The following is a 22,108-nucleotide window of genomic DNA, read 5'->3' on the forward strand; positions in this document are numbered from 1 at the left end:
ATTTTTCTATAAAATAAATGATGAAAAAAGTGTAGAATGAAATTAATAATTTCCCCTTTTATCAAACAGAGCAAAGTACAATAAAAAGAAAACAGTAATAAACAACCGGTGAGAAGGTGACAAGATGAATGCACTCGATTATTACACCGAATTGTATCTTGCGGTGGTTCGCGGGCAACAGCAGCGCATTGAAACCAGTATAAAGGAGTGCGCAACAATTTTTTATTGCTCGGAACGCAATGCCAAATTGATCATTCATAAAATGGAAGACTTGCATTGGATTCGTTGGATTAGCGGCCTTGGACGCGGAAATAAATCACATATTGTTTTTCTTAAGACGCTTGACGCGTTAGTTGATAGACAAGTAAGCACATTCATAAGTGCAGGCCAATTAGATAAGGCGCTCAATTATATTCAGTCACATGCGTTGCCTGAAGGACTGAGTAAACAGTGTTATGAGCGTATTAAACAAGAGTTTGGCTACAAAGTTGAAACGGAAAATCAGCTTGAATTGGATATTTTGCGCATTCCAATGAGGCGGACATTGGCAACCCTTGATCCTGCCTATGCAGCCATCACAAGTGAATCTCATATCTCGCGGCAACTTTTTGATTGCCTAGTCAACTATAATGTTTCTACGAATAAGTTTGTGCCTCACATCGCGCATTCTTGGGAGGTTACTCTAGATAAAAAAGTGTGGACGTTCTACTTGAGGCGCGGCATCCTGTTCCATCACGGAAAAGAACTGACTGCACAAGATGTACTATTTTCTTTTGAACGGATTTGTGATGATGAAAATCAAATTCCTTGCCGTTGGTATTTTCGTGCACTGCAGAAAATTAATGTTGTTCATCCCTATGTCATTACGTTTACTTTTTCAGAGCCGACACCATTGCTTCTCTACTTGAGTTCTTTGAATCTGGCAATACTCGCTTCCGATATTGGGTTCAATCCTAAGCGGATTATTGGAACAGGCGCTTTTAGAATTGTAAAATACAATAGACAGCAATTGGTGCTTGAGCGATTCGCCGATTATTTTCGTGAGCGGGCGCTTCTTAACCGTATTGAACTTTATTACGCCCCAAACCTTATCAGTGGGCAGAAAGTATACGATGTGTCCAACACTCAGCCTTGCGCAGCGAAGAATGAACAGATGTATGAAGAAAACGGCAGCGGTTATATCATGTTTAATTTTAGAAAGCAAGGGCCGCAGCATGATCCTTGGTTGAGAAAAGCGATCAGTATGCTGATTGATCGAAATGCCATGATTCAAAAGCTAGGGGGAAACCGTTATCAGCCTTCTAACAGTTTCCTCCCATCAGAATCAAGAAAAAATCCGCCTGTCATGGAGCAAGAACAGCAAATCTTTCAGACACTAAAGAAGAGCAGCTATCATGGTGAAACGTTAAAATTTTATCATTTTAACCATGATACGGTCCTTCATGATGCATTGTGGATCAAGAATCGTGCGGAACGAATCGGAATTACTTTTGAACTTCTCCCTTTATCTTTGGAGAGATTTTACGACGCAAACCTTGTTCATGATGCGGATCTGGTTCTCGGCGGAGAAGTGCTTGAAGAGAATATTGAACTTGGAATCAATCATTTGTTTCGTGATCAGAGTAGTCTTGTGCGGCGGATGTTAGATACTGAGCAAACGAAAAAAATTGATCAATTCATGGATAATTTTATTCAGAAAGATTGTCTGGAAGAAAGAATGTCCGTTTTCAGAGAAGTAGAGAACTATTTACGAGAAGAAAAGATATTAATTTATTTGTACCATAGTAAACGAGAGATTACGTTTCATGCCGCTTTGGCGGGAATAAAATTGAACGCGTTTGGCTGGGCAGACTTCAGCAAGCTTTGGATCAAGCCAAACTTGTCTAAAGAGAAGAAACAAAGTTGAGGAGAATAAAATGAAACTGATTTCGTGGAATGTGAATGGATTTCGCGCGTTACAGCGAAAAATGGATGTCTATCAATGGCTTAAAGAAACAGAGGCTGATGTCTTATGTATACAGGAGACAAAAATGCATCGGGATCAAGTGGAGTTTGATACCCCGGGTTATTTTCAGTATTGGAATGACGCAGTCCGAAAAGGCTATTCAGGAACAGCTATATTCACAAAAAAAGAACCGCTGAATGTCATATATGGTATGGGGATTGACGTACATGATCAGGAAGGCCGCCTTATTACGCTTGAATACGAAAACTACTATTTGCTGACAGTCTATACACCCAATGCGAAGCGAGATTTAACACGTCTGAATTATCGGCTCGAATGGGGTGCAGCTTTTACCGAGTACATAAAAAGACTTGATCAACATAAGCCGGTCATCTTTTGTGGTGACTTGAACGTCGCACATCAGGAAATTGATCTCACGTATCCCAAGAGCAACGCTAAAAATTCCGGATTTACCGAAGAAGAACGGACTGATTTTTCACGCCTGCTCAATGAAGGTTTCATTGATAGTTACCGCACGCTTTATCCGAATCAAAAAGGTGCGTACTCCTGGTGGTCTTTTCAATTTAGCGCAAGGCAAAGGAATGTTGGCTGGCGGATTGACTATTTTGTTACATCTCAACGTTTAAAAGATCAAATTACCGATGCAAAAATCCTCAGAGAGGTTGCCGGATCGGACCATTGCCCGGTCGAACTTGATCTGGCTGAATAAAATGACTTATCAATAGGACGACATGCATAAGGTTAGAATAGAGTCTGCATATCGTTCGACCATTAATTTCAATGAAAGATGCAAAAAATGGAAGGATGTTGTACATGGATGGCTATGATGCCCTATTTCAGCCAATTGAATTGCCTAATGGTGTCCGACTTTCCAATAGGCTTGCAATTGCGCCAATGACCACATGGTCGGGAAATGTGAATGGAACGGTTTCTGATCAGGAAATTGCCTACTATGCAAGGCGCGCTGCATTGGCCTCATTATTTATTTCTGCTTGTATTGCTGTTTCTCCGACTGGTGTTGCATTTGACCGGCAATTTATCGCATTTGATGATGCAGTTCTGCCGCGTCTCAAAAAAATGGCTGAAGCAATGAAATCGGCCGGTGCAAAAGCCATTCTCCAAATTCACCATGGCGGAAGTGAGGCAAAAAAAGAGTATGTGCTGTTTCAACAAACGTTAAGTGCGAGCCCTGTACCTTCGTATTCTAACCCGGATGAAATTCCGGAAGCGATGACGGAGGAACAGATTGAAACCGTCATTAAAGAATATGGATTAGCCGTGAAGCAGGCAATTCGCGCTGGTTTTGATGGTGTTGAAATACATGGAGCTAATCATTATCTGATTCAGCAATTTGTTTCGGCACATTTTAACCAAAGAACAGATGCATGGGGCGGCAATTTAGAGAAACGGCTGCGTTTCCCATTTGCCGTTTTGAATGAAGTAGTCGAAACCGCAAAAAAATATGCGAATGATTCCTTTATTATTGGCTATCGTTTCTCACCAGAGGAGATAAACCGTGATTATGGCTATAATTTACAAGATACGTTCCAGCTCGTTGATGGACTGATTAAACGTGGTGTTCATTATCTGCATGTATCGCAAAATGATATCACCGCAGTACCGAATGAACGTGATCAGAGTAATTCTACTATTGTTCATAAGGTATCGGAGCATGTCGGCGGCAGAGTCCCGCTGATTGCGGTAGGAGGCATTCATTTGCCCAATCAGGCAGTTGCCGGTTTGCATGACGGGGCGGATCTAATCGCGCTAGGACGTGAAGCAATTATTGATCCGGATTGGACGGAAAAAGTGAAAAAGGGGCAAATTGACCAAATCAGTGTTGCGCTGGATTTGAATCAGAAGCAAACGCTTGTTATTCCGGATCGACTATGGTCAGTGATTACGAATAGAATCGGATGGTTTCCACTTAAAAAGGCATAAATAGATATCAACAAGCAAAAAAGCTGGAGCGTGTTTATTCTTCGCCCCAGCTTTTTAAGTTTATTATTTTACTGAATTCTGCCTAGCCCATTCTTCGAGTCCAATTATAGCGTCATAAACGGTATCTACCGTGCATTTCATCGGATGCATGTGGATGAGTGATGTTGGCTTCAACGCGGACACAGCAATTTCCCTGATCTCAGTATTTGATAGTCCGGACAATGAGAGATCTGATAGAGAAAGAGGAAGATTCAAAGCGCGATAGAATGGAAGCAGCCGGTTCATTTCCTCATATTTTTTCTCTATCATAAGTTCGACCAAGATGCCGTAGGATACTTTGATGCCATGCAGTAAATGATGCGTTTCCGGTCTGATTGTCAAAGCATCGTGGACGGCATGTGCGGCAGTAGCACGTGCATATTCATCGCCAAAGCCCCCGACGAGACCGCTAGCCATGATATTCGTTTCCATCACTTGAACCCAATCCTCGGAAAGCTTTCCCTGTTTCATATCTTGGATCGCCTTTTCTGCATGAGCTAACGGGATTTCAAGACATTGCCGAGCAGCTTCGCGAGAAAAGAAAAGTGCTATGCTCTTTCGGTCGGCTTGCTGCAGGAGCAAGTCGGATTCATACCATTTCGCTATCGTGTCTGCAACTCCGGCAACAAAATAGTCGACAGGCGAGTCAAGAATGACACGCGGTTCAACAAGCACCAGACTTGTTTGTTGAGGGTAGATTTCATGCCCGATACATTCGCCGTTATCCTTATAAAGAACAGATAGGCAGGACCAAGCCGCACAATTGCTCGCCATTGTCGGGAGCAGGATCACAGGAACTGCGCCGGCTTTATACCCTGCAGCTTTTGCGGTATCCAAGACTTTCCCGCCACCGAGACCGATGATTGCATCAAGCTGCTTGTTCTTTAAGATATCAATCATACGCTCGATTTCGTTATTTGAACATTCTCCATTAAAGAGAACATCGACGACCTCAATTCCTTCCTCAGATAGATCCGGTAAAAATGGAACAGCTTTCGTCATCGATTTTGTACCGTGCAGGAAAAGTACACGTTTGATAAAACGATCTTTAAGCGCAGAAGCCAAACGATTATAAGCGCAGACCTCTGAAACATATTCCTGCGGGGCGATACGTGAAACTAATTGCAATGTCATTTGCATTCTCTCCTTAGACGCGCCTATTCGATTGATTCATCCGAACGATGAATCACAAGAGTGTGAACTATATAGTAGTCGTAATTGGTTCAACCTGTCAATCAGAAAAGGACTAATTTTTTTGCGTTTCTCATGCAAATATAGCATGGTTTTGATTCAAGTCATAATAAAGCCTTTCATTAGATTCAAGCTTCATTTTTAATTATACTGAAGATTAGATTTGTTAACTTGGCACGTCTTTTTTACCAGTGAGGTTTTAAATCTATCAGTGCATCTTGCTGAATGAAGGATCGGTGAACATTAATGGAGAAAGTTGTTTTTGGATTTGAAGAAGAATTTCGCCTTCCAAAAGCGGAATTAAAGCAACTGGCGGAAAAATATCAAGAAAAATTTACGTTCATTGAGGTAAATAATGATCATGTGCCTGAAGGGGTATCTTTGGAAGATGCGGTTGCGTATATAGGCGCACCGTCGAGCGAACTACTTAAAAAAATGCCGTATTTGCGCTGGCTGCAGCTGCCAAGCGCGGGTGCCAATCATTTTGTAAAACATCCTGATCTTTCTAAGAAGGTGATTCTTACAAATTCCAGTGGCGTCTTTGGTGTTTTAGGCGCGGAGCATACTCTGGCAATAATCCTTGCACTCACTCGAGAAATACCTTTGCATGTGAAGCAGACCAACTCTCATGTATGGAAGTTAAGCAGTCATTGTCTGCAGCTGGATGGGGCAACAGCGGGCATTGTTGGTTATGGAGATATTGGATCGGAAATTGCGCATCGATTAAAAGCGTTTGGCACTCGGATTCTTGCGGTAAAACGTACGGCGGATAAAGTGCCAGAGGATGCCGATGCAGTCTTTGACATGAGGGGATTGGATGAAGTGCTCAGCTGCTCTGACTTTGTGATTAATGTACTTCCATTTACAAATGAAACCGATCATTTGTTTAATGAGGATCGTTTCAGAGTAATGAAACCAGGGACGATTTTTATTAACGTTGGTCGTGGCGGAACTGTTGATGAGAAATCCTTAATTGAAGCATTGAAGTCAGGGAGACTAGGTGGTGCAGGCCTTGATGTCACTGCTGAAGAACCGCTGCCTAAGACAAGTGATTTGTGGGATATTCCCAATGTGCTAATCACCTCGCATTCACTTGGTGTTGGTCCAGGTAAAGATGGAAAGAGAAACGCTTTGATCAAAAGAAATCTGGAAAATTTCAGTTTAGGCAAGACACTTGAAAACATTGTTGATCGCAAACTAGGTTATTGATTAGGTGGATCCCAAAAATTACGACACATAACTGAAGCGCTTATTCTCGCGTCTCCGTTCATTCGGGGATTTTTTTTCGGCCTTTATTCAGAAAGCCTGTAAAAAACTCAACATTTAATTTGCTTCTCTATTGATTGGATCGCCCGCGGCCGCACCCTTTTATGCGAATGCATGGAGCTAATATCAACAGGCAAGTTTAACAAAGTTATTCAGAAAGAAAAAAGGAACTATTGAACTATAAAACTATTGGACATTTCAACCGAAACATATTTGTAATCAAAATTTGTCAAAAAAACGCGTAAGTTGTTGCTATAATAAGAATAGAGCAGAAATGAAAGAGTTTATGAGTTACATAGAAAAATTGGAACAACATCTGTCTATGATGTGCAAACAGTATGCAAGAGTTCGACAAAGCAAGGTAGGGAGTCTGGTATAAATGAAAGCAGTAAAAATGAAAGTGGTAGTCGCAGCATGCCTTTCCTGCTCCTTAATTTTGGGTATTGGCGGTGGAAAGGTTTCGGCGCAGTCGCAGGCCCAACTAAATGAAAAATTAGACACAATTAAGCAACAAAAACAGGATAATAACAACGATCTTGCATCTTCTAAAAAGAAGCTCTCGGAGAATCATAATAAACAGGATGACGTGGTTAACAACATAAAAGATACGGAGAAAAGGATTGCATCAATGAATGGCCGTATTGACCAGACACAAGCCAGAGTCCGTCAAAATCAAACAGATATGGTTATTCTAAAAAAAGAGATAAGCAAGATTGACAGTCGGATCAAGATTCGCGGCCAACTTCTGAAGGGGCGTCTGCGATCTATATATATGAGTGGCGGCGCAGTCAGTTACTTGGACGTCATTATGGGCTCGAAAAGCTTCGGTAATTTTCTTGATCGATTGCTTGCACTGAAAATGATTACCGATCAGGATAACAAAATAATTACGGATCAAAAAAAAGATAAAGTCGCACAGGTGACAAAACAGAAAAAACTTCAGACTGTTCTGGCTCAAACGACAAACGATTTACATAATTTGCAAACGATGAAGACGAGTCTCGATCAAGAAAATGCGCATAAACAAGATTTGCTAGACAAGTTAAAGAGCCAAGCATCTGACATTGAAAAGACAGTCATGTCTTCTAACGAGCAATCTGAGATTTTGAATGCTCAAGAATCGGTAATCAAACAGCAGCTTGCTGATCTGGCAGCTTCACAAGCAAAGGAAAAAGCTCGTGCGGAGGCTGAGGCAAAAGCGAAAGCAGATGCAGAAAAAGCGGCAGCGGCAAAAACAGCAGCAACAACAAATTCTTCTTCCGGTCAGACTGTCTCTGTGCAGAATAATACTCAAACTTCGGCAGAAACCATTTCATCTGCGGATAGTCAACCAACGAATACCCAGGCTTCTTTCATCATGCCAGCCGCCGGATATATTTCATCAGGATTTGGTTATCGTTCATTTGATAACGGGTTTCATCCTGGTATTGATATTGCCAATAGCACCGGGACGCCGATTCGAGCTGCAGCTGATGGCATTGTTTTCAAAGCTTACCAATCAGCAAGCTACGGCAATTGTGTGATGATTTCTCATAGTATTGGTGGAAAAATATATACGACAGTTTATGCACATATGTCCTCGTATTCTGTATCGACCGGTCAGAGTGTTTCCCAAGGACAGGTGATAGGTTCAATGGGCAGCACTGGTGAATCTACTGGTTCCCATCTTCATTTTGAATTGTATATTGGACCATGGACACCGCCTCCGCATAATGGTGCCGTCAATCCTTTAGCCTATATAAATTAAGTGATTCATAGTCAAGCAAACAGATTTGATTAGAGCCGAATTGTTCGGCTCTTTTTTACAAGTGAAGAATGTATAGGGTTTTGCCTCGTATTCAAACACTAAATCAATGTCTTGGCCGAGAATCAAAGCGGAGGTGCGAGACGCCTGCGGGATCAGCGTGCCAGCAAGACCCCGCAGAGTTTTACCTGTCTGAGGAGGCTTGCGGTGCGCCCGTGGCAAGCGAGCAACCGATGCGACGATTCAGAATCATAAAGACACAAACGAATGACGCATAGCTGGAAATTAAGGACCGGGCGTTTTTGCCCGGTTTTTCTTATTTGGTGGAATATTTATCCAAATAAAATAGTTTTCAAATGAATTCAAGATCCTCTCTGTTCTGATTCATTCGGATGCGCATAGAGTTAGAGTATATGCGAAAATCCAGGTGTTTTGGATTTGATGAATAGGGGCGGATTATGATGAAACACCAAAATATTTGTGGCATCATCAACTTAAACGAATCAATTAACCCGACACAACCACTGACTGCACATCGGCCAGTAGCAGGTCTGCCTTTTTGCGGCAGATATCGGCTTATCGATTTCCCGCTATCAAACTTGGCTTCAGCACATGTGGAATCAATTGGTATATTTATGAACAACCAATATCGATCAATCTATGATCATGTGCGCAGTGGTAGCGATTGGGATATGGATCGTACAAATGGTGGCTTATTCTTTTTTTCTCCAGAGGTTTATCGAACGAAACCCGGAATGACAAATGAAGATCTTACTAATTATTATAATAATCTAGAGTTTATTGAGAAATCGGGGGCAGATTATGTTCTTGTGATGGGTTCACGCACATTATGTAATTTAGATGTGCGCGCAATTTTGCGCCATCATTTAGAACAAAATGCTGAAATAACCGTAGTTTACAAGACGGTTCATCGATTGGCAATTGATGGGCGACCGATGACTTGTGTTGTGCTTGGCGAAGACGGCAAGGTAAGGAGCATCATGCCATGCTCTACGTGCCATGATGACCAAATCGCTGTAAACATGGAAATTTACTTCATGAAGTGTTCGTTATTTGCGAAGTTAATTAGGCGTTTCATAGCTTGGAATGAACTCTACAATCTGAGAGATGCGCTTCATCAGGCAGTTACAATAGTCTCGACAAATGGATATGAATATACAGGTTATCTTAAAACCATTCAATCCATCAAATCCTATTATGACGGGAACATGGATATGCTCGAAGAATCTAATTTGACTGCATTACTAGGGGGCAATCATCGGATTCAAACAAAAGTCAAAAATGAAGTGCCCGCCTTCTATGGCAAGAATGCTGATGTTACGGATGCACTAATAGCCAACGGTTGTGTGATAAAAGGAAAGATTGTGCGCTCGCTCCTTTCTCGGAATGTGACTGTTGCTAAGGGGGCAGAGGTAAAGGGTACAATCCTGATGGAAGGATGCATGATCGGTGAAGGCGCATATTTAGAAAATGTCATAATGGATAAAGAAACCAGAGTTGCACCAGGTTCACAACTTATCGGATCAAAAGAACATCCAATAGTGGTTGAAAAAAAATCAAAGATTCATTTGGGCCAATGACGATTTATGCAACATTTGGAGACGTATGTGCTTTTTCTTCTAAAAGTGGACAAGCTTTTCGACAAACTCCAAACTTTTTTCAACAAAAAAGTTTAATTGACGTAAAGCAAGGGAATGTAACAGAGTAAGGAATTAAGAAAATACGAGGAGGGAAGCTGATGAGAAAATTGATTTTCTACACTTATCCGAGTTGCACTTCATGCAGGAAGACAAAAGGATGGCTGAAGGATCATGACGTAAATTATGAGGAAAGGCACCTGTTCCGAAATCGTCCGGATGCTAAGGAATTACTGGAACTGATTAAATTATCTAAATCAGGAGTTGAGGAATTACTTGCAACACGTAGTGCGACTTATAAAAAGTTGACTGTCAATCTAAATGACATGCCGCTTAGTCAGGCTCTTCAGCTTCTTTCCGATGAACCAAAATTGTTGAAAAGGCCGATTATTACCGATGGGACACAACTTATTGTCGGTTACCATCAGGATGATTTGCAAAGGCTAGCAATAAGAGATAAACGCGAACAACAGCAATCAATCGGATAGATTATTAGGCAGGTATCGTTTAAGATGCCTGCCACATTTTATGGGTAGACTTAAGTTGAATATAGTTTATGACATCTACGAAACACACACTTACGTTCTTAAACTAAATTGTATGGATTCAGCTCCCGTGAATTCATAGTCGAAGAATTTAGAAACATGAATGATCAAAGTACATGTGAAAAGAAGGGATTGGATTGTCCGGTGTAGAACCTTATAAATAGCCCTTTTTACCGGAAATCAGCCAGTTTTCATGAATAGTGAAAGCAGGTGATCTTGTGGACAATTTAGAAAATGTTGTAGAAAATGATGTTATTGAGCAAAGCCGTGACTTACTGGAGCATGCGTATAGATCAGGAGCCTCAGACATTCATTTTACCCCTCGAAGCTGCGACACATTAGTTGAGTTAAGGATTAATGGGTATCTGTACGAACTTGTAAAACTTGCTCCAGCTATTGCTGTACGAATGATTAATCATTTCAAATTTCTTTCCGGCATGGATATTGGTGAGCACAGGCTGCCTCAAAGCGGTGCGATGCAGGCAGTGATTAACCATGATTCCGTATCGCTGCGTATGTCCATTCTACCTACCCCTAATAATGAAAGTCTCGTCATTCGTTTGCTTCCCCAAAGAAATGAATTGCCAATTGATGATTTAACCGTATTCGATGAAGCGAAGAGAGGCTTATCGTCACTTCTTTCCTATGAAAGCGGCTTGATACTCATCTCAGGACCTACCGGATCCGGCAAGACTACGACATTATATAGCATGCTTTCAACCCTTCAGAGACGTTACCATGCCCGTGTCATTACCCTTGAAGATCCTATTGAAAAGAAAAACGATGCCTTTATTCAAATGGAAGTAAACGAAAAAGCTGATTTTACCTATGCAAAAGGATTTCGAGCAATATTGCGCCATGATCCTGATATAGTGATGATTGGTGAAATACGTGATGAAGTAACCGCAAAAATGGCAGTACGTGCATCTCTAAGCGGACATTTGGTGCTCTCAACCGTACATGCGTCGAACGCCGCATCCACTGTGCAAAGAATGCTTGAATTGGGAATCCCGCGCTTTGATCTGAAAGAGACATTGGTGGCGGTCATCGCCGAAAGGTTGGTTACCATCCAATGCCCTGAATGCGGGCAAGTCTGCGCTCAAAACTGCAAGCACCGTCACCACCCAAAACGGACCGGTGTTTTTGAAATACTCGCTGGAATGCCGCTTCACGATTTATTATCAGCAAAAATCTCAGGGCGGCGTCATACCGGTTATAAGACAATAGAGGATTATTTGGAGGAAGGTATTGAAACCGGATGGATTGCTGCCGAGGCCGTGAGGAGGCGTGGTGATGTTCTTTCAAAGAAGCTGGACTAAGAAAGATCAGGCACAACTCTTAATTGATATCGGGCGTTGTCTGAGTGATGGCTATCCCCTTATAACGGCGCTATCTTTACCGGAAAACCGGAAAAGGCCGAAGGTTCAGGAGGATATGGAGCGTATGAGACAAAGCATGATCGCAGGGTCTCCGCTTCATGAGGTCTTGCATGCATTACACTTTCCGGGAGAGATCGCTAGTAGCATTTACTTTGCGGAGACAGGTGGAAACTTATCTGCAGCACTGATTGAGAGCGGCACAATGATTTTGCGGAGGGAACAGTATAAAGAAACGATGAGGAGGTTCATGCGATATCCTTTGTTTCTGATTTGGGTACTTTGCACCATTATGTTTGTGATTGGCCGTTTTCTATTACCAAGTTTTATCCAACTCTACCGGTCGTTATCACTTGAACTCCCACTGATCACTAAGGCGTTGCTTTATCTTTCGGAGCATGTTGCAGAAGCAGCAGTGATTGCTGTAGTGATTGGATTTGCGCTTGCATTATGTGTAATTTATTATCGCAAACTACCGCTTTTACCTCGTCTCCGTTTTACATCTCGCTTACCCATCATTGGGCGATATATCCGACTCTATCACACACACCTTTTTGCATTTCATTTGGGGTCCCTTTTGAGTTCAGGTCTTAATATCAAACAATCGATTCACATATTAACAGAAAAAGGCACATCACCATTTTTGAAATCTGAAGCTGAACGTATGGAACAGAATTTGTTAAACGGTCTACCGCTGGATTCTTTTGTGCTTGGTCCTGTCTATTACTTACCGGAACTTGCAGAAGCCATTCATCAGGGCCAGCGTCATAGCTTGCTCGGTAAAGTTTTGTGCCAATTCAGCATGCAATTGATGAAACGAATGGAACAGCAATCCAAATGGTTAATATCTATGTGCCAGCCACTAATGCTTATTTTGGTCGGCGGCTTTGTGCTGATGCTGTTTCTTTCAATCCTGCTGCCGATTTTTCATATGATTAATGCCCTTTGATTAATCCCGGTAAAAAGGTCGAGGATTGAAGATAAAATATACCGGCGTTTATTAGCTTTACATTTATTGTTGGTTGATACTGCTCTTCTAGTGCCTTTTTTTCCTGAATATAACGTTCTGGTTTCTGCTCTTGATTTTCGTAGAAGGCATCCAGTAGCTGCTGGTCTTTTGCCCATCTTTCATTTGCCTGATCCGCCCATTCTGTCGGCTCTGCTTCCAATTCAGACTCGATAAAGCGCTCTATCCTCTGGATACCGCTTTGAATCTTTATTAATGGACTTAATGTGTAGCAGTAATCCGGCATTTTTTGATTAAGTTGAAGCTTCTTTAACATAGTCTGAAACCCTTCAATTAATGTTCCGTTAATTAATTGAAGGCCAACGGAACGGATCTCGTCCTTCTTTAGATCACACTGATAACTAATTTTCAGATTGAGCCCAAGCCATGGTTCGAGTGCCGGAGCGGATTGGGGAGGAAGAATTTGATATAGGCGAATAAATTGCCCCATTTTTTCTGCAGCATTAAAAATTTGATGAAGGCGTGGAGACCCGAAATGAATAAATTCGCCATCATCAATCTTGTCACTTAGCCGAAATGTCAGTGTCGCGGTTTCAGGTTCTGCACCGATCTGTTCAATATAGTGCCAGTAAAATGGTCGGTTCATCAGCATCTTATCCATTGATTTGTTCAATTTTACTTTTACCTGAAAAGTGCTTTGGACGGGCATAAGCGTACAATCTGAGCTGGTAAAGAAACGAACGAGAAAATCATGGATTTCCGCTTGCTGCATGATCTGCATCCTCTCTTAAACTGTTTTGCTCAAAATTAATAACACTGCTTAGGTTATCAAGCTTGATCTTTAGTTCTCCTTCTGATTCCGATTCCTCAAATATTCTTTGAACTTGTTTATCAACATCTTTCAGGTCAATATGCGCCAGAATTTTATCTAGTTCACCAATAACTTGTTCAAAAAGATGAATTTTGTTATAGAGCAAGTTCAGAATGTGACTCTCTACAGTTCCCTGCGTTGCAAGATTATAAATGTGCACGTCATTTTCCTGTCCAAGGCGGTGGATGCGTCCGATTCTCTGTTCAATGCGCATCGGATTCCAAGGGAGATCATAGTTAATCAGATGGCTGGCAAACTGAAGGTTAATTCCTTCTCCACCTGCTTCGGTAGCAACAAGTACCTGAACTTTATTTTGAAAGAGCATGCGCATCCAGTCTTTTTTGTTGCGCCTGAATCCACCACTGAAAGGAACAGAGCTGATTCCGTTTTTCTTCAAAAACCATTGCAAATAGAGTTGTGTAGCTCGATATTCTGTGAAAATGATCACCTTGTCGTTGATTTGCTGGATCAACTCAAGCGTTTTTTCCGCTTTTGCATTTTGGCTGATCGCGTTCAATTTTTCAAATATCTGATGCCAAATACGTTCAGTGGCCGGACTAGCAGAGGATCTATAAATTTTGTTTAATGTAACAAAGGCTGCCTCTCTGCTGCTGCAAGCCTCCCTCTGCAAGGTAAGCAGAGAGAATGGCTGGACAATGCCGCTCTCTCTCAATTCAGTTAGTGAATCGTAAAAAATGTTCTCGGCATGGGAAAAAGGGATATCAAAAGATTTGATGATCCTTTTTGGCCAACGTAACCCTGTATCTTCACGTCGATTGCGTACCATGACCTGATTAACGAGTGCTTTCAGTTTTTCTTCGTTTTTGACTGAGCGTAATCCTGATTTGAAATTTTTGGCGAAGCTTTCGGCACTTCCAAGATAACCAGGTTTCAACAAAGAACACAGATAAAAAATTTCATTAAGCCGATTTTGAATAGGTGTTGCAGTCAAAAGGAGGCAGAACTTTTTTTTCAGCGCTTGGACAAACTGATAGTTTTTGGTGTTTTGATTTTTAAGTTTGTGCGCTTCATCAATGATAATTAAGTCGTAATCTTGCTCCTTCACGATACTGCAGTGAGGCTCTCGCTTCGCTGTGTCAATGGATGAGACAACGACGTCATATTGGCTCCACACGTAAGACTTTCGCTGCGCAACAGCGGGAATGTAGAATTTTGTATTAAGCTCTGAGACCCATTGCAACACTAAGGAGGCAGGGACAAGAATAAGCACCTTTTTTGCAAGCCCTCGTATCATGTATTCCTTAATAATTAATCCGGCTTCAATCGTTTTTCCAAGACCTACCTCGTCGGCCAGAATGGCTTTTCCATGCATCTCTTCAATGACAATTCTAGCAGTCTCCACTTGATGAGGATGCAGTTTTAATTGAGGTAGACGCCCGGGAGCGATCAAACCATGAAATGTAGGAATGACGCGTTCTTTTTCTGCGAGATAAGCGAGTGAGAATAGTTCGGAATTTGCCCACGGTCCGTCATCTTGTATGTGTTTTAGAAATGTGTCATGCCAGGTTCTGTCAAACTGTACAATAGGCTTCATGTGCTGCACCTTATTATGTTAAATTTTTGTGAACAAAGTATTGCTAAATTTACTGAGAAAATGGTAGGATAACATTGTTAGTATGTACTATATAGTCTTGAGTTAAACGATCTTAATTGAATGGATTGCGGATGACGCTATGGGGAGAGACCAGATGAATGAGGTCGCCGAAGGAGCAAACGAACAGTGAATCTCTCAGGCAAACAGGACTCATAGTGGACGCACCTCTGGAGAGTGCCACGGGGCTACCAAAGGGGATACCGCTCGAAGCTTAGGCTTTTAACAGCGATAAACTTTCAGGTATAAGGACAGAGGAAGACATGAAGGTGTCTTCCTCTGTCCTTTTTTGGTGCCATTTCAATTGCAATGTCTTTGGATTCACTAATTTGCATTAGCGGGAGGAAAAAACTGGATGCCGGATTTGAAAACAACGCCGCTTTATGAGTATTACAAAAGACAGGATGCAAAGCTGATTGATTTCGGTGGATACTTATTGCCTGTTCAGATCTCAGGAATTAAAAATGAACACAACGCTGTTCGAAACAGCGCAGGCATTTTTGATGTGTCGCACATGGGTGAATTTTTGGTGGAAGGCATTGAAACGGAAAAATTTCTACAACAAATGGTGACCAATGATGTTTCGAAAATCAAACCAGGTGATGCATTATATACAGCCATGTGTTATGAAGACGGCGGCACTGTTGACGACTTGATGATCTATTGCCTGACTAAAAATAAATTCCAGCTTGTTGTGAATGCCGCGAATATTGAGAAGGATTTTGAGTGGCTGTCTAGTCATTTGACTCAAGATGTTAAAATAATTGACTTATCGGCAAAAACGGCATTATTGGCGATTCAAGGCCCCAAGGCAATTTCAATTGCTCAAAAAATAACTGATTTTGAATTAAATACAATTCCACATTTTAAATTTAGTGAAAAAGTTCTTCTGAAAAATGTTCCGTGCCTTATTTCCCGTACAGGATACACAGGGGAAGATGGGTTGGAGATCTACTGCCCTTGGGATCAGGCTCCGGGTTTATGGGATGCACTGCTTGAAGCAGGCGAAGAGGATGGACTTATTCCTTGTGGTCTGGGCGCGCGGGATACTCTGAGATTTGAAGCGCGACTCCCCCTATATGGCCAAGAATTAAGTGCTACGATTACACCGCTTGAGGCAGGGATCGGTTTTGCAGTCAAAACAAATAAAACTGCTGACTTCTTTGGAAAAGAAGTGCTGTCCAAGCAAAAAGAAGAGGGCTTAAAGAGAAAAGTGGTTGGTCTTGAAATGATCGATCGTGCAATTCCGCGAACGCATTATCACGTTTATGTAGGTAAAAATAAAGTCGGAGAAGTGACGACGGGTACACAATCGCCTACACTAGGCAAAAATTTGGGATTGGCGCTTATTGACATTGACTGGACAAAAATCGGCACGCTCGTTGATATAGACATTCGTGGTAAACGAAAACAAGCGAAAGTTATTAAAACACCGTTTTATAAAAAAGCCTGAGGAGGAAATGAAATGTCACAATTCCGTTATTTGCCGGTCACTGAGGAAGACCGCGAGGAAATGCTTAAGGTGATCGGCGTCAAGTCAGATGAAGACTTGTTTTCAGATGTACCGGAGAAAATCCGGTTTAAAGGTGAATTGAAACTCGAACCGAAACTTTCAGAACCGGAATTAATTCGTTTTCTCTCCGGACTCGCGAAGAAAAACGTAAGTACGAGCGACTACCCATCTTTTCTCGGTGCAGGAATATACGATCATTACATTCCTTCGGTTGTGGACAGCGTCATTTCTAGAGGCGAATTTTATACGGCGTACACACCCTACCAGGCTGAGGTATCTCAAGGAGAATTGCAGGCAATTTTTGAATTCCAGACGCTCATTTGTGAACTGACCGGGATGGAAGCAGCAAATTCGTCAATGTATGATGGATCAACCGCACTTGCTGAGGCGGCACTTCTCACAAGCGGAGTTACACGAAACAAGAAAATTATTGTTTCTGAGACCGTTCATCCTGAATATCGGCAAGTTCTTGCCACTTATGCGCATGGCCGCGGTCTTGATGTGTTAACAGTTCCTTCAATTAATGGAAGCGTTGATCTCCAAGCACTTGAAGCTGCAGTTGATGAGCAGACCGCGGGTGTGATTGTGCAGTATCCTAATTTCTTTGGGGAAATTGAACCATTGAAAGAAGTAGAACAAATCACTCATGGTGCCAAACGTGCGCATCTGATTGTAGCCAGTAATCCACTTTCATTAGGCTTGCTAACTCCCCCAGGAGCATTTAATGCGGATATCGTCGTCGGAGACTGTCAACCGCTCGGTATTTCCGAATCTTTTGGCGGTCCGCACTGCGGTTACTTCGCTGTATCAAAGAAATTGATCCGCAAAGTTCCGGGAAGACTCGTTGGCGAGACAGTCGATGAACAAGGACAGCGCGGCTATGTTCTGACTCTTCAAGCCCGTGAACAGCATATTCGCCGTGAGAAAGCGACATCCAATATTTGTTCAAATCAGGCGTTAAACGCACTCGCTTCATCAGTGGCAATGAACGCGTTTGGAAAGAAAGGTATCCGTGAACTAGCGGAACAAAATATTCAAAAGGCACATTATGCTGCACGGAAACTTAAAGAAGAAGGAATACGTGTACACGCGGAACAGTCTTTTTTCAATGAATTTATCGTTGAATGCGGTCGTCCTGTTTCAGAAGTCAATCAAGCCTTGTTTGAAGAAGGGATCATTGGCGGCTATGATTTAGGCAAATCCTATGCTCAATTGGATACTAAAATGCTCGTTGCTGTTACAGAGATGCGGACTAAGGATGAAATTGATCAATTCGCTGAAGTGCTTGGAGGGATTATTCATGGATAATCAGAATCAGCCGCTCATTTTTGAACTGAGCAAAAAAGGAAGAACAGCCTACAGTTTGCCTGCTCTAGATGTACCTGAGACACCGCTTAATGACATGGTTGGGGAAGATTATTTGCGACAAGACGAACCGAATTGGCCAGAGGTTTCCGAACTGGAACTTGTTCGGCACTATATGGCCTTATCAAAAAGAAATTTCGGTGTCGATAATGGATTCTATCCACTAGGCTCTTGTACCATGAAATATAATCCAAAGGTGAATGAGCTTGTCGCACGTCTCGATGGACTTGCACATATTCATCCGTATCAGGATGAGCATTCGGTGCAAGGCGCACTTGAATTACTCTATAGACTACAGGAAAATCTGCAAGAAATAACCGGAATGGATACGGTCACTTTACAACCTGCGGCAGGAGCTCATGGTGAATGGACCGGCTTGATGATTATCCGTGCCTTCCATGAAGCGAATGGTGATGTCAAACGTACAAAAGTTATTGTTCCGGATACTGCACATGGCACAAACCCCGCTTCCGCAGCAGTAGCAGGGTTTGACACGGTTACGGTCAAGTCTGATGAAAATGGTTTGGTAGATCTAAATGACCTCAAACGAGTTGCAGATGAAACAACAGCAGCTCTTATGCTGACTAATCCGAATACACTTGGTTTATTCGAAACAAACATCCAAGAGATTGCAGATATTGTGCATGCTGCCGGCGGTAAAGTGTACTATGACGGAGCGAATATGAACGCAATTATGGGTGTGACAAGGCCAGGCGATATGGGGTATGATGTGGTTCACTTGAATCTCCACAAAACATTTACCGGTCCACACGGCGGCGGCGGACCAGGTTCAGGTCCAGTTGGTGTAAAGGCTGAGCTAGAGCCATTCCTGCCCAAGCCTCTTATAGTGAAAAAAGCAGATGGGAGCTATGGTTTAGACGATGACCGACCTCAGTCCATTGGCCGCGTCAAAGCATTTTATGGAAACTTTGGAATCAATGTTCGTGCCTATGCCTATATTCGAACAATGGGTGGCAACGGGCTTTTCCAGGTTTCTAAGGATGCTGTACTCAATGCAAATTATTTACTGAAGCGGCTCACCGATTATTTTGAAACACCATTCAAACAGCTGTGTAAGCATGAATTTGTTCTGTCCGGCAGCCGTCAGAAAAAGCTGGGTGTTCGTACGCTGGACATGGCGAAACGGCTGCTCGACTTTGGCTATTACCCGCCAACCATCTATTTCCCTCTGCTCGTTGATGAAGCGTTAATGATTGAACCGACGGAAACGGAATCAAAGGAAACTTTGGATGCTTTTGCCGATCATTTGATCGCCATCACTCAAGAGGCAGAAGAGAATCCGGAAATTGTTCAAGAGGCGCCTCATAAAACAGTTATTGGCCGGTTGGACGAGACACAGGCAGCCCGACATCCAATCCTCCGATACGCCAAGCACTAATTTATATTAGGTACCGCTAATTTCTTATATTTTGCACATTCTTATTTGCACAAAAAACGCACTTCTTGTTGAAGTGCGTTTTTTGTGTGTACAGGTTTTGAAGTCTGAAAAATCGCAGCTGCTATTTAATCAACCTTTTTTGATTCTTCCGTTCCATTTTTTAAATCCGCCATCAAGATGGTAAAGGTGAGAAAATTTCAATCTCTTGAGAATAGCCGCCGCGCGTGCGCTCCGTGTGCCATTAGAATCATAGAGATAAATCGGCATGTCGTGACGCACCTCAGTTTGGCGCATTTTCAGTTGTGTAAGCGGAATGTTTCTTGCACCAAGAATATGGCCGTTTTTAAATTCGTCGGGTTCACGAACATCAATTAATTGAGCCTTTCTGTATCCGGCACGAAAATCCACTTCCGACAATGTGGTGAGATAGCGGCGCTGTAAGTATCTGGCTACAAAAAAGTAACCAAAGTAAGCGGCAATCATTGCGAGTAAAAAAATCCAGCCCATGACTAGTTGTCCCCCTAATTCATTTCAAATACCATTATAACGATTTCAACTCATGAATGAAAGAGTATGCAAACGCTTTGATGACTTGATCCTCAGGTTTTTGGGCTTGGTTAGCAAAAGGTATCTCCTTGTTTTTTAAGCGCTGTTATAGTAACATGAGGAGAGTAAAATGGGATGTTGTTAGGGGGAGACACGATGTCGCCTACTCCGAGTATGGAAGACTACATTGAGCGTATTTATTGGCTAATACAAGATAAAGGTTATGCAAGAGTCTCCGATATCGCTGAAGCACTGGATGTGCACTCTTCATCGGTGACTAAGATGGTTCAAAAATTGGATAAGGATCAATACCTTATTTATGAAAAATATCGTGGATTTATTTTAACGCCTAAGGGCAAGAAAATGGGAAAAAGACTCGTTTACAGGCATGAACTGCTCGAAGATTTTTTGAAGCTAATTGGTGTTCATGAGGAAAACGTGTATAAGGACGTTGAAGGGATTGAGCATCACCTCAGCTGGGATTCCATCGACCGGATCGGCGATGTTGTTCAGTATTTTGAAGAGGATCCGAAACGTGTCAGTCAATTGTTTGAAATAAAAGAGAGGAGCGAAGAGGAGGAGTAAAAACAAGATTGTTTTTCCATTCCTCACTTTGTCGCTTATTGAGTACATTGTTCATAAAGGGATCGGAAGATGAAATTCTTCCGGTCTCTTTTTTCTTCTTGCTTCATTTAATGATAGTGAGGAGGGGGCGCCATTGTGGATCGATATCGTATTCTCGGGGGGCGGCGTCAAAGGTTTTGCCTTTGCAGGAGCGCTCAAAGTGCTTGAAGAAACGGGTTATCAATTTAAACGTACGGCAGGAACAAGTGCTGGATCGATTGTGGCGGCATTAGTGGCGGCAGGATACACAGCGCAGGAATTAAAGAAAATTATGAGCCAAATGGACACGAATAAACTGCTTGAACCTTCTGCACGCATGCGTTTTCCATTTTACAAATGGCTTAGGTTGTATTTCAAAATGGGCTTGTTTAGTGGTGAATACCTTGAATGGTGGCTTGCTGAGCTGCTTAAAGCCAAAGGGATCGAAGAATTTGCGGATCTGCCAAAAGATGCGCTTAAAATTATTGCTTCTGATGTTACTAAGGGGAAGTTGGCTGTATTCCCAGATGATTTAGAAGACTATGGATTGGATCCGAATCATTATTCAGTGGCGCGCGCGGTAAGAATGAGTTGCTGTTTGCCTTTCTTTTTTGAACCGGTTCCTCTATATGATGGAAATGGAGTGAAGTCGCTGATCGTTGATGGAGGAATTCTGAGTAACTTTCCTCTATGGGTCTTTAGCAGTGATGGAGAATTGCCGACACGGCCTTTCCTTGGACTCCAAATCGTAGATAAAGATTCAGAGTTCAAAGAAGAGATGAAGATTAATAATGCCGCGGAATTGTTTCGGGGGTTGTTCAAAGCAATGCGTGAGGCACATGATGAGCGTGAAATTGAAAAATTAAAAGGATCAAGTATCGTTTTCCTGCCCGTGGACAAAGTCAAAACAAAGGACTTCACGATCTCGCATGAGGAAAGAGAACGATTATTCCAAATCGGAGAAACAGGAGCAAAAAAATTCTTGAAAAAATGGTCGTATTAATGTTGAATGGCCATCTCCTGATAAAGTGTTCAAAATAAATAAAAGGATTGGCTGAGCGCCAATCCTTTTATGCAATGAATATAGATATATTTAGAATAATAAGCGTTTCTTTTTCTTGTTTTTTCGTCCTTCAATCACTGTTAAATGATCGTGGCTTTTCGATGAATGATGTGTCAGATCCTTCAATCTGTAAGCACCATTTTTAATAACTTTTAGTTTTTGGGTCGGATGAAGGTTTCGTGTTCTGCGGCTAAACGAAGCTAACTTTCTTCTTTTGCGTGATTGGCGTGCTGCTTTACGATAACGCGCTTGGTCACCATTTCCTGTCCATTCAGCCAGACGCCGGAAAAAGAACAGGCCAACAATAACGATGAGTGCTACGATGATTAGTTGAGTAAAGATAACGGTATTTTGGCTAGGAAGAAACATGGAGAGCAAGCCGAAAAGTCCGAGTCCACCAATCAGCAGGAAGGCAAAGGAGTACAGAAACGTTCTCACGGACA

At 42.2% G+C, this 22,108-nt stretch carries 19 protein-coding genes and 1 riboswitch; of the genes, 14 read left to right on the forward strand and 5 right to left on the reverse strand.

Annotation, left to right across the window (positions count from 1 at the left end):
- Positions 1 to 124 precede the first annotated feature (124 nt).
- From P343_RS32155 to P343_RS32165, 3 genes are all read left to right on the forward strand, one after another.
- Entirely contained in the window at positions 125 to 1,906 is a 1,782-nt protein-coding gene (locus P343_RS32155) for an ABC transporter substrate-binding protein (protein WP_023511001.1), read from the forward strand.
- Between the two features lie 10 nt (positions 1,907 to 1,916).
- Positions 1,917 to 2,675, forward strand: coding sequence for an exodeoxyribonuclease III (locus P343_RS32160; protein ID WP_023511002.1), 759 nt, complete (start codon positions 1,917 to 1,919; stop codon positions 2,673 to 2,675).
- Positions 2,676 to 2,779: 104 nt separating this feature from the next.
- Entirely contained in the window at positions 2,780 to 3,907 is a 1,128-nt protein-coding gene (locus tag P343_RS32165; RefSeq protein ID WP_023511003.1) for an NADH-dependent flavin oxidoreductase, read from the forward strand.
- Between the two features lie 63 nt (positions 3,908 to 3,970).
- On the opposite strand, the gene P343_RS32170 is transcribed toward P343_RS32165, so the two are convergent.
- Positions 3,971 to 5,080: an iron-containing alcohol dehydrogenase family protein gene (locus tag P343_RS32170; protein ID WP_023511004.1), complete on the reverse strand. Its 1,110-nt coding sequence runs from the start codon at positions 5,078 to 5,080 to the stop codon at positions 3,971 to 3,973.
- A gap of 303 nt (positions 5,081 to 5,383) precedes the next feature.
- On the opposite strand from P343_RS32170, the gene P343_RS32175 reads away from it, so the two are divergent.
- The 6 genes from P343_RS32175 to comGB all read left to right on the forward strand — a co-directional run bounded on the left by P343_RS32175 (position 5,384) and on the right by comGB (position 12,675).
- Positions 5,384 to 6,346 carry a D-2-hydroxyacid dehydrogenase gene (locus tag P343_RS32175; RefSeq protein ID WP_023511005.1) on the forward strand — a complete coding sequence of 321 codons (963 nt, stop codon included), beginning with the start codon at positions 5,384 to 5,386 and terminating at the stop codon, positions 6,344 to 6,346.
- Between the two features lie 436 nt (positions 6,347 to 6,782).
- Positions 6,783 to 8,150: a murein hydrolase activator EnvC family protein gene (locus P343_RS32180; protein ID WP_023511006.1), complete on the forward strand. Its 1,368-nt coding sequence runs from the start codon at positions 6,783 to 6,785 to the stop codon at positions 8,148 to 8,150.
- A gap of 458 nt (positions 8,151 to 8,608) precedes the next feature.
- Positions 8,609 to 9,748 (forward strand): glucose-1-phosphate adenylyltransferase subunit GlgD, encoded by a 1,140-nt coding sequence (gene glgD, locus P343_RS32185; RefSeq protein WP_023511007.1) that lies wholly within the window; start codon positions 8,609 to 8,611, stop codon positions 9,746 to 9,748.
- A 158-nt stretch (positions 9,749 to 9,906) separates the two neighbouring features.
- Positions 9,907 to 10,293 carry a Spx/MgsR family RNA polymerase-binding regulatory protein gene (locus P343_RS32190; RefSeq protein WP_023511008.1) on the forward strand — a complete coding sequence of 129 codons (387 nt, stop codon included), beginning with the start codon at positions 9,907 to 9,909 and terminating at the stop codon, positions 10,291 to 10,293.
- Between the two features lie 275 nt (positions 10,294 to 10,568).
- A complete protein-coding gene (gene comGA / locus P343_RS32195) occupies positions 10,569 to 11,669 on the forward strand; it encodes a competence type IV pilus ATPase ComGA (protein WP_023511009.1) in 1,101 nt (366 codons plus the stop codon).
- Positions 11,644 to 12,675 carry a competence type IV pilus assembly protein ComGB gene (comGB, locus tag P343_RS32200; RefSeq protein WP_023511010.1) on the forward strand — a complete coding sequence of 344 codons (1,032 nt, stop codon included), beginning with the start codon at positions 11,644 to 11,646 and terminating at the stop codon, positions 12,673 to 12,675. The genes comGA and comGB overlap by 26 nt, the downstream gene beginning before the upstream one ends.
- Here comGB and P343_RS32205 read toward each other — a convergent pair.
- Both P343_RS32205 and P343_RS32210 read right to left on the reverse strand, forming a co-directional pair.
- Positions 12,662 to 13,465: a YqhG family protein gene (locus P343_RS32205; protein WP_023511011.1), complete on the reverse strand. Its 804-nt coding sequence runs from the start codon at positions 13,463 to 13,465 to the stop codon at positions 12,662 to 12,664. The two genes, comGB and P343_RS32205, sit on opposite strands and share 14 nt — an antisense overlap.
- The gene (locus P343_RS32210; protein ID WP_023511012.1) at positions 13,443 to 15,119 is read right to left on the reverse strand and encodes a DEAD/DEAH box helicase; all 1,677 of its coding nucleotides are present in this window, start codon (positions 15,117 to 15,119) and stop codon (positions 13,443 to 13,445) included. The genes P343_RS32205 and P343_RS32210 overlap by 23 nt, the downstream gene beginning before the upstream one ends.
- Before the next feature lie 131 nt (positions 15,120 to 15,250).
- Positions 15,251 to 15,341, forward strand: a riboswitch (glycine riboswitch).
- 190 nt (positions 15,342 to 15,531) lie between these two features.
- Between P343_RS32210 and gcvT the strand changes: the two genes are divergently transcribed.
- The 3 genes from gcvT to gcvPB are packed head-to-tail and all read left to right on the forward strand — an operon-like array spanning position 15,532 to position 19,453.
- Positions 15,532 to 16,629 (forward strand): glycine cleavage system aminomethyltransferase GcvT, encoded by a 1,098-nt coding sequence (gcvT, locus tag P343_RS32215; protein WP_023511014.1) that lies wholly within the window; start codon positions 15,532 to 15,534, stop codon positions 16,627 to 16,629.
- 12 nt (positions 16,630 to 16,641) lie between these two features.
- Positions 16,642 to 17,997 (forward strand): aminomethyl-transferring glycine dehydrogenase subunit GcvPA, encoded by a 1,356-nt coding sequence (gcvPA, locus tag P343_RS32220; protein ID WP_023511015.1) that lies wholly within the window; start codon positions 16,642 to 16,644, stop codon positions 17,995 to 17,997.
- Positions 17,990 to 19,453, forward strand: coding sequence for an aminomethyl-transferring glycine dehydrogenase subunit GcvPB (gcvPB, locus tag P343_RS32225; protein WP_023511016.1), 1,464 nt, complete (start codon positions 17,990 to 17,992; stop codon positions 19,451 to 19,453). Before gcvPA ends, gcvPB begins: the two co-directional genes overlap by 8 nt.
- A 129-nt stretch (positions 19,454 to 19,582) precedes the next feature.
- Here gcvPB and P343_RS32230 read toward each other — a convergent pair whose 3' ends face one another.
- Positions 19,583 to 19,960, reverse strand: a complete 378-nt coding sequence (locus P343_RS32230; protein ID WP_023511017.1) for a rhodanese-like domain-containing protein — start codon at positions 19,958 to 19,960, stop codon at positions 19,583 to 19,585.
- Between the two features lie 195 nt (positions 19,961 to 20,155).
- Here P343_RS32230 and mntR point away from each other — a divergent pair, with 195 nt between their 5' ends.
- Together mntR and P343_RS32240 are read left to right on the forward strand one after the other, a co-directional pair.
- Entirely contained in the window at positions 20,156 to 20,584 is a 429-nt protein-coding gene (mntR, locus tag P343_RS32235; protein WP_023511018.1) for a transcriptional regulator MntR, read from the forward strand.
- 133 nt (positions 20,585 to 20,717) lie between these two features.
- On the forward strand, positions 20,718 to 21,605 hold the full coding sequence (locus P343_RS32240; protein WP_023511019.1) for a patatin-like phospholipase family protein: 888 nt from the start codon (positions 20,718 to 20,720) through the stop codon (positions 21,603 to 21,605).
- A 90-nt stretch (positions 21,606 to 21,695) separates the two neighbouring features.
- Here P343_RS32240 and P343_RS32245 read toward each other — a convergent pair whose 3' ends face one another.
- Positions 21,696 to 22,103 carry an SA1362 family protein gene (locus tag P343_RS32245; RefSeq protein WP_023511020.1) on the reverse strand — a complete coding sequence of 136 codons (408 nt, stop codon included), beginning with the start codon at positions 22,101 to 22,103 and terminating at the stop codon, positions 21,696 to 21,698.
- Positions 22,104 to 22,108: the final 5 nt, after the last annotated feature.

The sequence above is a fragment of the Sporolactobacillus laevolacticus DSM 442 genome, from assembly GCF_000497245.1.
Taxonomy (GTDB): domain Bacteria; phylum Bacillota; class Bacilli; order Bacillales; family Sporolactobacillaceae; genus Sporolactobacillus; species Sporolactobacillus laevolacticus.

Bases quoted from the DNA above. Each gene is read 5' to 3' on its own strand.
- P343_RS32155 (WP_023511001.1), top strand. From the start codon at position 125: ATGAATGCACTCGATTATTACACCGAATTGTATCTTGCGGTGGTTCGC.
- P343_RS32160 (WP_023511002.1), top strand. From the start codon at position 1,917: ATGAAACTGATTTCGTGGAATGTGAATGGATTTCGCGCGTTACAGCGA.
- P343_RS32165 (WP_023511003.1), top strand. From the start codon at position 2,780: ATGGATGGCTATGATGCCCTATTTCAGCCAATTGAATTGCCTAATGGT.
- P343_RS32170 (WP_023511004.1), bottom strand. From the start codon at position 5,080: ATGACATTGCAATTAGTTTCACGTATCGCCCCGCAGGAATATGTTTCA.
- P343_RS32175 (WP_023511005.1), top strand. From the start codon at position 5,384: ATGGAGAAAGTTGTTTTTGGATTTGAAGAAGAATTTCGCCTTCCAAAA.
- P343_RS32180 (WP_023511006.1), top strand. From the start codon at position 6,783: ATGAAAGCAGTAAAAATGAAAGTGGTAGTCGCAGCATGCCTTTCCTGC.
- glgD (WP_023511007.1), top strand. From the start codon at position 8,609: ATGAAACACCAAAATATTTGTGGCATCATCAACTTAAACGAATCAATT.
- P343_RS32190 (WP_023511008.1), top strand. From the start codon at position 9,907: ATGAGAAAATTGATTTTCTACACTTATCCGAGTTGCACTTCATGCAGG.
- comGB (WP_023511010.1), top strand. From the start codon at position 11,644: ATGTTCTTTCAAAGAAGCTGGACTAAGAAAGATCAGGCACAACTCTTA.
- P343_RS32205 (WP_023511011.1), bottom strand. From the start codon at position 13,465: ATGCAGCAAGCGGAAATCCATGATTTTCTCGTTCGTTTCTTTACCAGC.
- P343_RS32210 (WP_023511012.1), bottom strand. From the start codon at position 15,119: ATGAAGCCTATTGTACAGTTTGACAGAACCTGGCATGACACATTTCTA.
- gcvT (WP_023511014.1), top strand. From the start codon at position 15,532: ATGCCGGATTTGAAAACAACGCCGCTTTATGAGTATTACAAAAGACAG.
- gcvPA (WP_023511015.1), top strand. From the start codon at position 16,642: ATGTCACAATTCCGTTATTTGCCGGTCACTGAGGAAGACCGCGAGGAA.
- gcvPB (WP_023511016.1), top strand. From the start codon at position 17,990: ATGGATAATCAGAATCAGCCGCTCATTTTTGAACTGAGCAAAAAAGGA.
- P343_RS32230 (WP_023511017.1), bottom strand. From the start codon at position 19,960: ATGGGCTGGATTTTTTTACTCGCAATGATTGCCGCTTACTTTGGTTAC.
- mntR (WP_023511018.1), top strand. From the start codon at position 20,156: ATGTCGCCTACTCCGAGTATGGAAGACTACATTGAGCGTATTTATTGG.